Here is a 16568-nt window from a genome sequence, read left to right as displayed (position 1 = left end):
AATATTTTTTTAGATAATTTTTTATTCTACCGCAAATAATAGCGCAGCAACAGCACGATCTTCAGCTAACAAAACATTAAATGTACGCACCGCTGCTCCCGTACTCATTGTATCTGTTGAAATATGCTTTTCCCATAAAATCTCTCGTAACGCTTCAGGTAATCGTAATAATTCAACTCCAGTACCTATTAACAAAATTTCAATCTCAGATGATTCTTCTAAAACACGAGATATATCCTGTTGAGTAGGAACTGGCCCTATCATATTAATACCGTAAATACCTGATGGAACACAAATAATAGAACCTCTATGTGACATATCAGCAAAACGAAATCCCCCATTTCCATACGCATCAATAGGTGCGCGCCCTGGAAAATGTGCTTCACGGATTTGAATTGCATGAAACATAGATACACACCTTTTTTTTGAAAACCCAATCGCCCTTCTCTTTTCCCTAAAATCAGCCAAGAGTTTATATAAATACTGACATATTAACTTGAGCCGGTATAACAATATTGATATAAATTTTTTAAAAGATCTATATTAAGAATACAATAAATATATGAAATATAAAAAATTTTGCAATAAAAAGGGGTTAAATGCTGCATTGAAAACAAATCCATCTTGAAAAGAAAAGAGCATCTCAATCTATTTGCGCAAATACAGAAAAACTGCCCTATAAAAAATGATAGACTTGAAAGGATACAGAAACTTCCCGTAATACTTTACAGTGAAGTAATTGTTTTTTTTCGTCTATAAAAATAAACAAAACACTACGCTCGTTTATCGATTATAAAGCCACCGTTCCAATGAAATCACTTTTTAAACAAAAGCCACCAATTTTTATAAAAATGCGTTCTAAAAAGAATGGAACAGACCACAATTATACTTTAGGATTCATTTTTCTTTGATACGGTTTCTTTTTCTTCAGATACACTTACTGTTTCCTTCATAGTAGATTTAGATTTTTTTAGTGCTTTTGTTTTAGGAAGCTTTGATTTTTTTTCTGCAATTGGTTCACCTTTAACACGAACATCAGATAATGTTGAACGGATAACGCGAATACGCATATCATTACCAATCTCAACCTCTAATTCACCATTCTCATCGTAAACTTTTGTAACTTTTCCTACAATACCACCACCCGTTATCACTGTATCACCACGACGTATAGCATTAAGCATCTCCTGCCGCTTTTTCATTTGCGCACGCTGCGGACGAATCATAAAAAAGTACATAATTGCAAAAATCAAAATAAACGGGATAAAGTTAACAAGTGATGGCCCATTAGAAACACTGTCTGCAACTTGAGCATAAGCGTTAGTAATAAACATTTTTATCTCCTATAGATTAAAACTTCAGGTATTTTCCACTCCACTAAAATAAACTTTTAGCTCAATAAAAAAGCGTTCTTAGAGGATGTATCATGCAAAGCGAATAAACCCGATGTAACCACAACTTTATAGACAGGCCATAAATCCTTACAAAACAGAAAGCAACGAGCAAAAACTTCTAACGAACAGATTTATTTTTTATATTATTAAATATGCATATTCTCAGTAAACAAAAAAATAAATGATGCAAAACGATTTTCTGCCCATCCATGAAATTAACTCTTCATTATTCTCAAAACTTAATTATTCTCAAAACTTATAAACTTTCTATTCGAATATTATAAGACTATTTCATAACAATGATTTTGCCTAAAATCTCGATAAGCGATAGATTTTCAAAATGCAGTTTTATCAATTAATTTTCTAAATACTTAGTAGGATCAACGGGTATAGAGTTTTTACGTACCTCAAAATAGACACGTGGAGTTTTAACATTCCCTGAAATACCAGATTTAGCAATTTCATCACCACGCCGTACCCTTTGTCCCCTGCTAACAACAAGCTTACTGTTACATCCATAAATAGTAATAATATTGTCTTCATGTCGAATCATAACAACATTACCAAGCTCTTTTAATCCATCACTTGCATAGATAACAACACCATTTTCTACTGCTTTTACCGATGAGCCTTCAGGGACAGCAATGTCTATTCCTCGATTGATTGTCGTTCCTTTTTTTTGACCAAATTGGCTTAATAAACGCCCTCGCACTGGCCAACGCATTTTGGAAATTCCTGTGGATTGTGGAGTAATAACATTATCCGTATTCGTTATAGTATCTGAAAAACCAGTATCATGTTTTGATTGTTTCATCTGTTTGGAAGTGTTCTGCTTGAGATTTGATCCATTCCTCTTTTCAAAAGGTAAAGATATTTCAGGAGTTTTATCTATAGGTAAAACCTTCTTTCGTTTTGTGGAAGGAGTAACTTGAGACTGGCGTGAATATCCTGTTGTTGGTGCAGCCCAATCATCATTGCGTGTACTCGAAGCTATTGACGTACGATTGCTTGGAATCATAAGGACTTGACCAATATAGATAGAATTATTGCTGATACCATTTGCTAACTTTAGTGCTTCAACACTGATCCCTATTTGTCGTGCAATGCTTAACAGTGTATCTCCACTCTGGACAATATAAGAATTTCGCCGGAAAATAGGGGAATTATCTATTTGTGAACGGGAAAGTGTTCCAAGATTGCGTGGCGGTGTTCCCATAATTCGACTATCAGAAGAAGACATCCCATCTTGTTGTTGAGAATCATACACAATATTGTCATTTGTCCATGAATCATTGCTTGACTCTACAGGGGGTAATTCAGAGCTTTGTATTACACCGCTGTATGATGGGATCTGTGAGTCTGTAGGTATAGTGGTAGACATATTCGAATAAGTAGGTACCGCACTATGAGAAAAAATATTATTAAAACGCTGTGCACCAGAACTACACCCCGTAAAAATCACCGTCATTGCTAAAAAAGCTACTCTCTGAAAATTACGCTGAAAAACGTTATTCGAGACTTTAAAACACATAGTTCTACTCACTCGCCAATACTCAACTCAATTAAATCTATTAAAGCTTTTTAATATTACCTAAGAGTTAAAATGAGACATTTTATTCATAAATATCTTTATAAGAAGATCAAAATGAATTTATCATATAATAACAAGGTAAAAGAGTTTACAAACAACCTTAAATTTGAAAAATTAAAGTATTTCCGCAATACCTTTAATAAAGGGCTGATAGCGTACTTGAAACATTTCTAAACACTCAAATCGACTGCCAATTTTCGTATAACGCGTTACTGTTTGTATCCCTTCATCAGGTCCTATAGCTTGAATGAGAATTCCATTTTCAGCTAGTAGTTCTAAAAAATCCTTCGGTTCATCAGAACGAGATGGCCAAATAAGAATACGATCAAATGATCCAAAACCTGTAACCGTATGGCTTCCATCAATTTGTCTTACCACAATATTTTCAAGCCCTAAAGTTTGAAATTTTTGACGGGCCAAATTAACAAGTGTTGTATAACGCTCAATTGTTGTCACACGATCACTTAAGCACGCCATAAGAGCAGTACAAAAACCAGATCCTGTACCAATTTCTAAGACACGATGCTTTTTTTTCAACGATAACGCAGAAAGAATCAAAAGTTGCTCTTCCAAACGTTCAATATATTCACCACACTCAATTGGAATAATTTTATTCTCATAAGCACTACTAAACCAAGGCGCTCCAACAAATTGTTGACGTGGAATTTTCTCAAATGCCGAAAAAAAACCAACATCATCAATTCCTTTGCTCCGCATTTTCAGCACAAGACCAGCCAATTCCTCACGAAATCGTAAAACACCCTTTTGTTCCATAGTATCATTTGATCCCCAATGAATGAGAACCTTTATCGTACATACAACTTATTTCTTTTAAAATAACAAAACCTCGCGTTTGCATATCATCATCTTTTAACAATAAACGCATAGTGGTTTCTCCTTTCATAAAATTAAGCAGTAATACAACGTACGCCCTTCATATAGGGTTGTAAAACATCTGGAACAATAATTGATCCATCAGCTTGCTGATAATTCTCAAGAATAGCAATAAGACAGCGCCCAATAGCCGTACCAGAACCGTTTAGACTATGAATGAAGTGTAATGCTTTTTCTCCTTCTTTACGATAACGAGCATTCATGCGTCGCCCTTGAAAATCTCCACAAACGGAACAACTGGAGATTTCACGATAACATCCTTGGCCAGGAAGCCAAACTTCAATGTCATATGTTTTACGCGCAGCAAATCCCATATCACCAGTAGAAAGAACAACTGTGCGAAAAGGCAAGCCAAGACGTTTCAGTACATCTTCTGCACATTCTGTCATACGTTCCAGTTCTATTAAAGATTGCTCTTCGGTAGTAATCGATACCATTTCGACCTTCCAAAATTGGTGCTGACGCAACATACCACGTGTATCACGACCTGCAGCTCCAGCTTCTGAACGAAAACAGGGAGTCAAAGAAGAAAAACGCAAGGGTAAATCTGATATCTCAAGAATTTCATTGCTTACCAAATTGGTTAATGGCACTTCTGCTGTAGAAATCAGCCATCGACCATCTGTCGTTCGAAAAAGATCATCAGCAAATTTCGGCAACTGAGCGGCTCCGTAAACAACCTCATCACGAACCAGGAGAGGTACAGAAACCTCTGTATAACCATGCTCATCAACATGCACATCAAGCATAAATTGGCCAAGGGCACGTTCAAGGCGAGCCAATGCTCCTGAAAGTACTGTAAAGCGCGTCCCCGATAAGCGACTTGCTCGCTCAAAGTCCATCTGCTTAAGATTTTGACCAAGATCAAAATGTTCCTTTGGTGAAAAATCAAATGTCGGAGGCATACTAAAATGTCGAATAACAACATTATCACTTTCATCTTTACCTTTTGGAACATCATCTAATGGAATATTAGGCAGTGCTGAAAGAGCCTTCTCAAAGCTTTCAGTTAACCGTTTTTCTTCCGCTGTAGCAGAAGAAAGAAAGGTTTTAATTTCTTCAACTTCAGCTCTAAGACGTTCTACTGTTTTTTGGTCACACGCAGCTAAAGCTTGCCCTATTTCCTTTGAAACAGCATTACGCCGCTCCTGTGCCGATTGTACTTTGGCAATATGCAAGCGACGTTCACAATCAAGTTTTATTAATTCTTCCGCTTGTGGCTTAAGACCTCTCTTTTCTAGTGCTTCATCTAATTTCTTAGGGTGTTCACGAATCCACTTAATATCAAGCATTAAAATTCCTCATTTGCATCGTTTTTTTCTATCACATAAGATATCAACTTCTCTTAAGGGGATTTTTTTCTCTTTTCTATACAGTAAGCAATTAAAATTGAAATCTCGTAAAGAACTATCGATGGTAAGGCTACTGCAAACATAGTAAAAAAATCCGATGGGGTTACTATCGCCGCAATGATAAAAGAGAGGAGAATAGCCCATTTTCGTTTAGATACCAAACTATGAGAAGTTACAAGTCCAACTTTTGTTAAAAGACTTGTTATAAGAGGTAATTGAAAAATCAAACCAAAAATCAGGATAAACGATGCCATAAAGCTCAAATAATCGGAAATACGAACGATAAACTCTATTCTTAAATGAACATCTGGAAGAACTTGCTGAGAAAGGCTAAACCAAAGCATTATGGGCGCCAATAGAATATAAACAAACGCTCCCCCAATACAAAACAAAATCGGCCCACCAATGAGAAATGGTAAAAAAGCCATACGCTCATTTTTATAAAGTCCTGGTGCGATAAAACTATAAAACTGAACAGCCGTATAGGGAAAAGATAAAATAACAGCTCCAAAAGCAGCAAGTTTCATCTTCGTTAAAAAAGTTTCCCACACTTGTGTTGACTGCAAACGAATATTCTCAGGATTACCACCTGATATTTTCATCGCCCATTGATAAGGCCATATTAAAAAATTTAAAATATAATCTTTGATAAGAAAACACAGCATAAAAGCTATCAAAAATGCGATCAAAGCAGCAATAATTCGCTGACGCAGTTCAATCAAATGTTCTAAAAGTGGTGCCATATTGGCATCAATTTCATCTTTCTGAATATTCATGACACACCTTTTTTACTTTTAGCTTTATTTTTAGAAGTTCCTGAAATGTCCCCAGAACTATGAAAATTAATAGATGTTGTTAAATCTTCATTGGCTTTGTTCTGATCACATTCTAAAGCTGCTTTGTCTTTTTCTGATTTATGGTGCGTTGTATTTACATCAAAATTATCGTGAATACTTCCTACTACATCATGAATGGGATCAAAATTCTCTGTCACCTCCTTGTTGAGATTAAGATCACTGATATCTGATAAGGTCTTTTGCAAATCATCAAGCTCAACTTGTCTCATTGCATCATCAAATTGGTGACGAAACTCATTCGCTATTGAACGTATATAAGCTATTGTCCTTGCTATCGTCTTTAGCATTTTAGGTAAATCTTTTGGCCCAACAACAACAATGAGAACAAGTAAAATCACAAGAAATTCTGGCCCATCAATCCCAAACATTGCCTACACTCAACTGTCTCGTTAAAAAATGCACAATTTCAACACATGTTCATAAGCTGAGGAATTTTTTAGTAATTGTATAAGCTTATCAACAAATAGGATTGTATTTTTGTTACTTTACACGCCGTTTTTTAGCAACAGAAGTCTTGCCTCCTTTAGTAGGAGAAGATTTTTTTCCGCGTACAACTATAGGTTTTATTGATAATGACTCAGATTGTAGAGATTCAATATCAATTGTTTTGGAGTCATTAGCAACTGTAAGCTTATCCTCAATGCTCTCCTCCTCTTCTTTTATATTCTTTTTGAAAGCTTTAATCCCTTTAGCAACATCGCCCATTAATTCAGAAACCTTACCACGCCCAAAAAGCACAAGGATAATCAATAAAATTACAATTAAATGCGTTGGTGAAAAAATATTACCCATCACTCTCTCTCTGCTTTTAAATTTGCCTTCTATTTTTTTACGCTTACCTAAAGAAATGCAATAAAATAGAACCATATCTTACTTGTATATTTTTTCCTCAAGTTAAAGGCAACCACACGCTTTTTATTGTAAACGAACTTTCTAACCTCTTTTTCCTTTTACTTAACATACTATAACAAACGTAGATTAAGGTAACATTGATAAACCAACTCAAAAAAATCCAAAAGGTTTGAAAACCCTTCTCTTAAAGCATTTTCATCTGATCTATTAGCTTTCTAAAACTTTACAGCGCCATTATACTCACATTCTCATGTCTTACCTTTAAAAAATAGCATTCTCTACACAATCGTAAACATCTCTTTCAAATTATCGTACAGTAAAGAATACCATTACAGCCCGCTAAAAAAATTACACGTTAAATCTGAAAAATTTTTTGAAAGTGTTATTCCTAAAAAAGCTTTTATTATTATATCATCTAACATTAAAAGTCCGTAAAAAAAGATTTCTTACGAATATTCAATAACTCTTTTAGAAAGCGTTGCTGCAAGATGGCATCATCATACTCTTTACTAGCCTCCCAATGTCGCGACAGCCCTTTCATTAAGACGATTCATAAGAGGCATTTTTAATCCTTTTTAAAGTTTTTCCCTACACGCCCCCCTTGTGACGTACAAGTAAGTGACTTTACTTGAGATGAGACGATAATATTTGGGGGTCTAATTCAATGAAAAATGAAGTATTATTATAAATCAATTAGAATACTATCATCAATTATTTCATAAATGACATGTATTGTTGTGATAACTGATCAATCAGCAAAATTTTTAAAAAATATAAAATGGTGCTTTTCTAAAATATCAAGTGATACATCAACATGTTCTAACAAAAATGGGTATAGGAAAGGGCTTGTCCATATCCGAAAATATGTTTTATTATTGGTAAAATAATCTCATTCATAAGTCCGTGAGCTGATGCATGTCATAAAGCTATCATTGTTTCCTATTATGAGTATAAACACGCGTTCCGATAATATTACTCTCCTCGCAAAATATCTAAAACAGGAAGACAATTGGTATTAATGCCCAATTTTGTTAAACCAAAAGCATGAAGTCGAGATATAATCCCTGCAGTAAAACTTCCTCATCTTCACCTCTTTTATAAAATTTTCTAATGTTGCAACTGCTAGGTAGAGCACTAAAGGTGAAAGAAAATTTTGCACCCTACCGCCTTCTTGATCAATGAAAAATATCGCTATGTTCACTTACTCCATGGAAGGGTATAAGTAGGCGATGTCGTTTTGAGTATCCAAGGAATGCGCTAAGCACTTTGACATCATAAACCGCTCCTATATTGTGCACAAAGAAAATAAAAACAAAGTCTTATGCATAATAAGAGAGGATTTTTCTTTATCTTTTAAAAATATCAGAAATACCACTAATCATAACCTTTATTTCTGAAATTTTATTAAGACAGAGCATGTACCTCATATTAATTTTTTAAAACCACAGTTTCATATTATACATAACGACCTCGTCATTCCACGCACAAATGTAAAACTTGCGTTTTCATTGACAAAATCATACCTTATAAACGCTTGCATTAGAAATTTTCCTACACTTCAGGAGTCTATTTATGGCTCTTACTCATAATTTCATAGAAGAATTCTATCAGTTTAATAGTATTTTTATTAGACATATAAAATGTATCAATCTTTAGTAATTTCATTGGTAATGCAGTTAATTTATATTCTCTCTAGTTGCCTTTTAAGGCAGTGATCATACAGAAAATCCCCTACGAATTAAATGGAAAATACTTTAATTAAAGTTTTCTCTTTTTGATCATATTCTAGTAAAATATTTTAATTTTCGTTATTAATCTCGTTAAGGAAACTTGCATTACTATAAAACATAGTAAAAGCCTTCCAGTTCATGACATTGATATTCTTTCTTTTAGATAAAAAATCTTTTTGATCTCTACGAGATTTTTTTGTTGATAGAGAAGACATTTTCTATGTTAATAAAAATTACTGAGCAATTATATATATGGTAGAATTTACTCATGAATTATCGGCATATTTATCATGCTGGCAATTTTGCTGATGTTTTTAAACACATTATTGTCACTCGCATTGTAGAATATCTCAAACGTAAAGAAAAAGCTTTTCGTGTTATAGATACACATGCGGGAATCGGTCTTTATGACCTCTCCTCTTTGGAAGCACAAAAAACGGGAGAGGGACGTGAAGGCGTCCAACGTTTTTTTTCGTCTCCTATCCCAGAAGATTTAAAAGAACTCCTTTGTCCATGGTATAATATTATTAATGCACTCAATGAAGGAAAAGAAGAAAGAATATTTTATCCTGGCTCCCCTGTTCTTATTCGCCAATTATTGCGTAAACAAGATCGACTGACCGCAATTGAATTGCATGATGAAGATTATCGTATTTTAGCAAAAAAATTTGCCGGTGATTATCAAACAAAAGTTCTGCATTTGGATGGTTGGCTTGCTTTAAACGCACATCTGCCCCCCAAGGAAAAACGTGGATTTATCCTCGTTGATCCCCCCTTTGAAAAACCTAGTGAATTTTCCCGCCTTATTGAGGGGTTGATGAAAGCATATCGTCGTTTTCCTGGAGGAATCTACGCTTTATGGTATCCTGTTAAATATGACAAAAAAATTAAAAATTTTCTTCACGCACTTTACCAAACAGGAATTCCTAAAATTTTACAACTCGAAATGCGTATTCGAAAAAGCGCACTACCTCCAACAATGCATGGAAGCGGTATGATTCTTATCAACCCTCCTTATCTTCTTGAAGAGGAAATAAAAAAACTGAGCTCCTTTCTTCTTACTCGTTTTGGACAAGATAAAAATGCACAAATAACGCGTAAATGGATCAAAAAGGAGCATTCATTATGTTGAAATGTTAAACTTTTTTATTTGATATTCATCTGAAATAAAAATCAAATGTATAAAACAACTTAAACATACTGCAATTACTATAATCTTATTTTCCTTGATCTTTTAAAATATGCTCCTAATGTACATGATAGTCAGTAGCAAAATTTGTCTTTTAAAACAAAATCTATTTTAATGTAGTTTTTCATCATCATAGATTTATTCTTATTATCGATAAGGTACAGTGTTCGTAAAAACGTAATTTTTTTAAAGACTAACCTCAACTTTTTTGTGAAAAGTAAAATAACTCCAAAATTGAATAGTCTCATGTCATAATACATTATATAGGCAAAATAATTTTCATCACATACATGATAAGATAAGGGCATTTCATATGAAAAACAGAAAACACTTTCGGATGAATTGAATGACCCTGAAAAACAACACTGCTTGTTCTAAAAATGAAAAAGAAAAACTTCCTTTTCTCTCTCATATACCATGGGACAATGCCATTCAAGAAAATGATAAATTTCAATTTAAAGGTCCCAAACTCATACAAAAGTTTGTCAAACACCTTCCGCATAAGCCCGGCGTTTATCGAATGATTGATGAGAAAGGTGATGTTCTCTATGTTGGTAAAGCACGTAATCTTAAAAAACGTGTTTCAAACTATACCCGTGAACAAGGACACAATAACCGTATTGCCCGTATGATTCATGCAACGTATCATATGGAATTTGTCGTAACGCACACGGAAACGGAAGCACTCCTTCTAGAAGCTAATCTCATAAAAAGATTGCATCCTCGTTTTAATATACTCCTGCGTGACGATAAAAGTTTTCCTTATATCATTATCACTGATGATCATCATGCACCTGCACTTTACAAACATCGTGGTGCTCGAACGAAGAAGGCCCACTATTTTGGTCCTTTTGCCTCTCCAAGTGCTGTGACACAAACAATCAATGTTTTACAACGTGCCTTTTTATTACGAACTTGTACCGATGCTGTTTTTGAAAACCGTACACGCCCTTGTTTGCTTTATCAAATTAAGCGATGTTCTGCACCTTGTACAGGTGAAATTGCTGACAGTGATTATAGAGAACTGGTGAGAGGAGCAAAAAAATTCCTTTCAGGAAAAAGCCAATCTGTTAAGAATGATATGGTTGAAGCGATGCATAAAGCCGCTGAAAACCTTGATTTTGAGCGAGCTGCTGCCTATCGTGATCGCTTATCAGCTCTCTCTCATATACAAAGTCATCAAGGCATTAACCCACAAACAGTACAAGAAGCAGATGTGTTTGCAATTGCGCAAAAAGAGGGAACGACTTGCATTCAAGTGTTCTTTTTTCGCATGGGACAAAATTGGGGAAACAGAGCCTATTTTCCTAAAGCAGATCCCTCTTTTTCTTGTACGGAAATTTTAGCGAGTTTTCTTGCCCAATTCTATGATGATAAACCTCTTCCCAAACTTATCCTTTTATCTGAAAAAATCGAAGAAAAAGAACTTCTTACAGAGGCGTTCAGTTTAAAAGCAAATCACAAAATACTTCTCTCTTTACCCAAAAAAGGTGAACGTAAAACCCTTGTTAATCATGCCTATATCAATGCGCATGAAGCACTTGGACGCAAACTTGCTGAAACAACAACACATATAAAATTACTTCAGGGGCTTGCTGAAATATTCCAACTTCCTCATACTCCATATCGTATAGAAGTCTATGACAATTCCCATATTATGGGAACAAACGCAGTAGGTGCAATGATTGTGGCAGGTCAAACGGGATTTATTAAAAATCAATATCGCAAATTTAACATCCGCTCAACCAATATCACACCCGGTGATGATTTTGCTATGATGAAAGAAGTTATAAAACGAAGATTTTCACATCTTATCAAAGAGCATGGTCTACCGCATAAATATAATGATATAAAAAGAAAAAATAGTGATTCTTTTCCTCTATGGCCTGACCTCATATTAATCGATGGTGGTGAAGGGCAAATAAACAGTGTGCATAAAATACTTTCTGAATTAAAATTAGATGATCTGATCACTGTCGTTGGGATAGCGAAAGGTATTGATCGTAACGCGGGACGTGAACGATTTTTTATAAAAGGCAAAATACCCTTTACGCTTTCTCCACGTGAGCCTATTCTCCATTTCTTGCAACGTCTACGTGATGAAGCGCATCGTTTTGCAATTGGAACACATCGAGCAAAACGTAAAAAAGAAATATTCAAAAATCCACTTGATGAAATCGCCAATATTGGTCCAACAAGGAAGCGCGCATTACTTCATCATTTCGGAAGTGCTAAAGCCGTTGCTCGTGCTTCACTTGAAGATTTAACAAAAGTTACAGGAATTTCCATCACTATTGCACAAAAAATTTATAACTATTTTAATGAAAAATAAGCTTGTTTCGTGATCTTTGCCTTGTTACGTTTATAAAATAAATTATATCCTTAAAAAGAATTGAAAATAGCTCTATGAAAAATCATACTTTTTCTTTTCCAAATATTTTGACTTATGCACGAATTATCGCAGTGCCAATGGTTGTTGCGTGCTTTTTTTTAGAAGGACGACTGCAATCAAGCGATATCGCACGTTGGACCGCTGCTTCCATTTTTATTATTGCTTCCATCACGGACTTTCTTGATGGTTACCTAGCTCGTATTTGGGAACAGACCTCTAATATTGGTCGCATGTTAGATCCAATTGCAGATAAGCTTCTCGTCTCTGCCTGTTTGCTCTTACTTGCCGCAGATAGTACAATTGCTGGATGGACCCTATGGGCTGCCATTATCATTCTTTGCAGAGAAATTCTTGTATCAGGATTACGTGAATATCTGGCTGAATTGAAAGTAAGCGTTCCTGTCTCTCGTCTTGCAAAGTGGAAAACTTTTGTACAAATGATCGCCATTGTTTTTCTTTTGGCTGGACCAGCTGGTAATAAAATTATCCCGCACACAACAGAATTTGGCATCACGATGTTATGGATTTCTGCTCTCCTCACATTGTGGACAGGATGGGATTATTTTCGTGCGGGCTTAAAACATGTCATCACATAAAAATAATAAGCTTCATAAACCTTTTATAGGAAATTTATCATCCCATAAGAAAAACCTCGAAATCCTGTATTTTGAGGTTTTCTTCTTTTCATCGATATTTTTATTAACCAACAATTTCTATTTCAGAAAACCAAAAAGCAATTTCTGTTGTTGCTGTTTCTACACTATCTGAACCATGAACAGAGTTTTCGCCAATTGACAACGCATGCACTTTACGAATTGTGCCTTCTTGCGCATCCATAGGATTCGTAGCCCCCATCACTTCGCGGTTTTTAGCTATGGCATTTTCGCCTTCTAAAACCTGTACAACCGTTGGACCAGAAGACATAAATTCAACCAACTCACCAAAAAATGGGCGTTCTTTATGAACTGCATAAAAATTTTCAGCTTCACGTTGACTCATCCACACACGCTTAGAAGCAATAACATGCAACCCCGCATCTTCAAGCATTTTGGTAATTTCTCCCGTCAAATTACGTCGTGTTGCATCAGGTTTAATCATCGAAAAAGTACGCTCTATAGCCATTTGACCACCTTTATTGTATTTATAACATTCTCTGGCCCTTCTATAGCGAGAAGAAAAAATTTTGCCAAGAGTTTGTACAAAAATCCGTAGAAAATTTCAAAATATGTAAATTGATAGGTATGAATTTCAGTAAATAATAGAAATGTTCTTTATACCTGATTTTCATCATAGTACCAACATCCCCCTATTGAAGCCTTTGTATCAGCTAAAATGTTTTTTCTTCAAAAGAACTCTTCAACAGGAGAGAAAATAAAAAAGAAATGATACGCAGCAGAAATGTACAGCTTTTGCACAAAAGATTAATTATCCTAAAGACGGTCCTTAAATATTGCGTATTTTTCTTTTCTAATACCTCAAGAACAAAATCAAAGAACATTTAAAAATTATAGCGCATACCTAAGGTCCCTTGAAGTAACTGTTTTACCTTGCGCCCTTTGACATAATGCGCTTCCGCATAAAGCTTTAATTTATCACTCACTAAACTGCTCAAACCAATTCCTAGTTTACCTGCATTTCCTGATAAATCGGTGGTAAATTTATGTTGTTTATTAATCGTCGTGTGGTTATCATTTTTATTCTCACGCAACCACGCCGCCGTAATGTACGCTATCGATGAAAAATCTAGATCAGAACCAAATTCATATCCTAAAGATAAACCAACCTCACTGCGCAATGACGTAAGGGGATTTATATTACCAATCATCTTATTCGAAAGGGTGATTTCTTTACCCTCAGCGCGCAACCATGTCAATTGTGCATAAGGCTGCATCCAACTGCTCTGGGCCATCTTCACACGATACCCTCCTTCAAAGGACGCTCCCATCGCCCATTGCTTATAATTCCCTTCAATATCTAAGCCATTGGTTGAAACTGCTTTCAGAGTATTTTGATAATGATTATATTTCAAAATACCGTCTAAATACCAACCACTCTGAGAAAAGTAGGTCGCATAAGCTCCAATGCCATAGGTATTTACGCTACTGGTACCACCTCGGGCATGGGCAACACGCCCTTGATCATAACTGCCAAACCCACCAAGATAAAAATCTCCATTTGTCAGCTCACTGAGAGCAGTGAGACCTAACACAACACCCGTCTGCTCGAGTTTAAAATCTAGATGGCCTGTAGAAACACTTTCTTTACTCTTGATCGCAGATGCCCATAGAACAGAACTTTTTTTACTTCTCTCTAGAATTCCTCGCCCCGCACGCACAGTTTGCAACTCGTTGTGAAAGACAAATTGAGGAGCCACAGACAGTGACAACACTGCATCCGTAGAGGGAGTGGTTAAAAAATCAGACTTTGACAACTCCTCACGTAATGATGAAAAAAATTGATCTGGATTACTTGGACGTAATAATATCTGATCAGATATCGATTCAGTTCCTGACGAAACAACACTCTGCTGTTGCTCCTCAGAAGGATGATGGTTTGCAGAACGTACCAACTCAGGAGCTTGATTTCCTAAAGATAATACAGGAGACTGTTGCTGCTCTCTCAAATGCCGCGGAGGTCGTGGTTTGGGGGGCAACTTATGGCGTTTTCCATTATTATTCCGATGAGATGTACTGATTCCCATATCTGTGGATGAATAATGTGAAAAAGTAGTCACTTTCGGTTTTCTACCTATATGCAGTAAGGAAGCCTCCGAAGAACTTGATCTACCATCCGCTCTGCCTAAATACCAAATTGTAGCATCATCACTGGAATCGACTCTCCTCTCTTTTTTATATAAACCATACATATAAGTCCCACCATCAATAGCGTTAATTTCCTTACCAAATTGGTTTACCAGAGTAAAATTAACTCCTCCAGCTTTACTTCTATCAGTAATCAAACTAATCGCAGTAACCAAACTACTGCTGTGCAAAGGATCTGTGATCTCAGCACCAGAATCGGTAACACGCACTTTGTGATTGCCGGAACCATTCTCAATAAATAAGTAATCACTATCGTTATTCACAGCACTAATATCGAACTGAAAATGTAAACTCCCTGAAAGTTCCTTAACATAGAGTAAAATATGACGTGGATCATATGGAGTAGAAGTAAAAATAACAGTCCCTCCCTCACCACTCAAATTTTCAATATCAATCTGAGATCCTTCCTTGTTATTTCGTTCACCCGCCAAAAATAATATTTCATCACTTCTTCCTTCCACAGAAAGTTTTTGTTTAGTGATATGATCTGTGCGATCACCAGCCAATAAATAAAGGTATCCTTCATCATTCACCTTTACGTCTCTAACGGCTTCTTTTGCACCAACATGTAACCACGAGCGAGCAGAATCTGTAATCGTTAGACTATCCACAAAACCACCAGGATATACCACTTGAACAGCACTATCCTTCAAGGTAGTATTAAAGGCCTCTCCTCCCATTAAAACATGTTGCCGACCATTCCCAGAGACTGTAGTATACATTGCCTTCCCCCCTTGTTTTCTAATCCCCGTATAAAGATTTTGTTCCCCTCCATCCATAACTTTCGTATGCCAAACTGTTGCACCATCATATACATCTTGCTGTCCTACGGTTTCCTTTTCACCTGAAACTGTAGCCTCATAAGCACTACTTTGCTTCATCACACTTTTAAGATCAAAACCTTTTTCTTCAAAAACAACCTGTTTACCACCAAGAATTTTAGTCTTTTCGGCAGTTCCTCCATGCGTAACGATTTGCATTCCACCTTTTTTAATAGTGGCTCCCACAGAAAATCCACCATTTTCAATAATTTCTACATCACCACCTTCAAGAATAATATTGCTGCTAAATATCGGAGGTTTAGTCAGTCGTGCTGAAACTCTCGAGACTCTTTCTCCTTTTGTCTCTTTCGTCATCTTTGTTAGTATTCCATTCGCCTTTTCATTTGCACTTGCAATTTGCACAAGACAACTACTGATCATTAATACTGAAAAACTTAATTTGCATTTATGTCGCATAATCTATTCTCCACTCTCAATCATTAGACAAATATCCTGCAATTTCACAGGCGCTCTGTTGTAAATTGTATCGTAATGTGTTTTATCTATGTCTAAATACAACTTTTAAGTGTATTTTTTTATTTTTTACAATTTATAGTTGTGTGAAATAAAAAATAATATTTTATAAAATGCAAATTGCATCTTAAATATAATGTGCAATTTGCATTACTATTCAATAATAGAGAAAGAAATAACAGATTTTAACAGAGTATAGT

Annotated in this window: 13 protein-coding genes; 3 read left to right on the top strand and 10 right to left on the bottom strand. The window is 35.5% G+C overall.

Annotated features, from left to right (window positions below; translation table 11 throughout):
• Window positions 1-21: 21 nt before the first annotated feature.
• The 8 genes from NMK50_RS04400 to tatA form a co-directional block, all read right to left on the bottom strand.
• A complete protein-coding gene (locus tag NMK50_RS04400) occupies window positions 22-408 on the bottom strand; it encodes an Mth938-like domain-containing protein (RefSeq protein WP_254771014.1) in 387 nt (128 codons plus the stop codon).
• A gap of 482 nt (window positions 409-890) precedes the next feature.
• A complete protein-coding gene (gene yajC, locus NMK50_RS04395; protein ID WP_254771013.1) occupies window positions 891-1334 on the bottom strand; it encodes a preprotein translocase subunit YajC in 444 nt (147 codons plus the stop codon).
• A 415-nt stretch (window positions 1335-1749) separates the two neighbouring features.
• Complete coding sequence (locus tag NMK50_RS04390; RefSeq protein WP_254771012.1) at window positions 1750-2925, bottom strand: peptidoglycan DD-metalloendopeptidase family protein; 1176 nt, start codon at window positions 2923-2925, stop codon at window positions 1750-1752.
• A 174-nt stretch (window positions 2926-3099) separates the two neighbouring features.
• Window positions 3100-3759, bottom strand: a complete 660-nt coding sequence (locus NMK50_RS04385; RefSeq protein ID WP_254771011.1) for a protein-L-isoaspartate(D-aspartate) O-methyltransferase — start codon at window positions 3757-3759, stop codon at window positions 3100-3102.
• 134 nt (window positions 3760-3893) lie between these two features.
• A complete protein-coding gene (serS, locus tag NMK50_RS04380) occupies window positions 3894-5171 on the bottom strand; it encodes a serine--tRNA ligase (RefSeq protein ID WP_254771010.1) in 1278 nt (425 codons plus the stop codon).
• A 53-nt stretch (window positions 5172-5224) separates the two neighbouring features.
• Window positions 5225-6007, bottom strand: coding sequence for a twin-arginine translocase subunit TatC (tatC, locus tag NMK50_RS04375; RefSeq protein WP_254771009.1), 783 nt, complete (start codon window positions 6005-6007; stop codon window positions 5225-5227).
• On the bottom strand, window positions 6004-6456 hold the full coding sequence (tatB, locus tag NMK50_RS04370) for a Sec-independent protein translocase protein TatB (RefSeq protein ID WP_254771008.1): 453 nt from the start codon (window positions 6454-6456) through the stop codon (window positions 6004-6006). Before tatB ends, tatC begins: the two co-directional genes overlap by 4 nt.
• Before the next feature lie 112 nt (window positions 6457-6568).
• Window positions 6569-6880 carry a twin-arginine translocase TatA/TatE family subunit gene (gene tatA, locus NMK50_RS04365; RefSeq protein ID WP_254771007.1) on the bottom strand — a complete coding sequence of 104 codons (312 nt, stop codon included), beginning with the start codon at window positions 6878-6880 and terminating at the stop codon, window positions 6569-6571.
• Between the two features lie 2058 nt (window positions 6881-8938).
• Between tatA and NMK50_RS04360 the strand changes: the two genes are divergently transcribed.
• The 3 genes from NMK50_RS04360 (at window position 8939) to pgsA (ending at window position 12847) form a co-directional block, all read left to right on the top strand.
• On the top strand, window positions 8939-9802 hold the full coding sequence (locus NMK50_RS04360; protein ID WP_254771006.1) for a 23S rRNA (adenine(2030)-N(6))-methyltransferase RlmJ: 864 nt from the start codon (window positions 8939-8941) through the stop codon (window positions 9800-9802).
• Between the two features lie 403 nt (window positions 9803-10205).
• On the top strand, window positions 10206-12191 hold the full coding sequence (uvrC, locus tag NMK50_RS04355) for an excinuclease ABC subunit UvrC (RefSeq protein WP_254771005.1): 1986 nt from the start codon (window positions 10206-10208) through the stop codon (window positions 12189-12191).
• A gap of 74 nt (window positions 12192-12265) precedes the next feature.
• Window positions 12266-12847, top strand: coding sequence for a CDP-diacylglycerol--glycerol-3-phosphate 3-phosphatidyltransferase (pgsA, locus tag NMK50_RS04350; protein WP_254771004.1), 582 nt, complete (start codon window positions 12266-12268; stop codon window positions 12845-12847).
• 103 nt (window positions 12848-12950) lie between these two features.
• Here pgsA and ndk read toward each other — a convergent pair whose 3' ends face one another.
• Both ndk and bafA read right to left on the bottom strand, forming a co-directional pair.
• Complete coding sequence (ndk, locus tag NMK50_RS04345; protein WP_254771003.1) at window positions 12951-13373, bottom strand: nucleoside-diphosphate kinase; 423 nt, start codon at window positions 13371-13373, stop codon at window positions 12951-12953.
• Between the two features lie 376 nt (window positions 13374-13749).
• The gene (bafA, locus tag NMK50_RS04340) at window positions 13750-16311 is read right to left on the bottom strand and encodes a BafA family autotransporter (RefSeq protein ID WP_254771002.1); all 2562 of its coding nucleotides are present in this window, start codon (window positions 16309-16311) and stop codon (window positions 13750-13752) included.
• Between the last annotated feature and the right edge of the window lie 257 nt (window positions 16312-16568).

This window comes from Bartonella harrusi (assembly GCF_024297065.1).
Classification (GTDB): domain Bacteria; phylum Pseudomonadota; class Alphaproteobacteria; order Rhizobiales; family Rhizobiaceae; genus Bartonella; species Bartonella harrusi.
The sequence above is the reverse complement of the archived record's forward strand: the minus strand, read 5'-3'. Positions and strand labels throughout refer to the sequence as shown.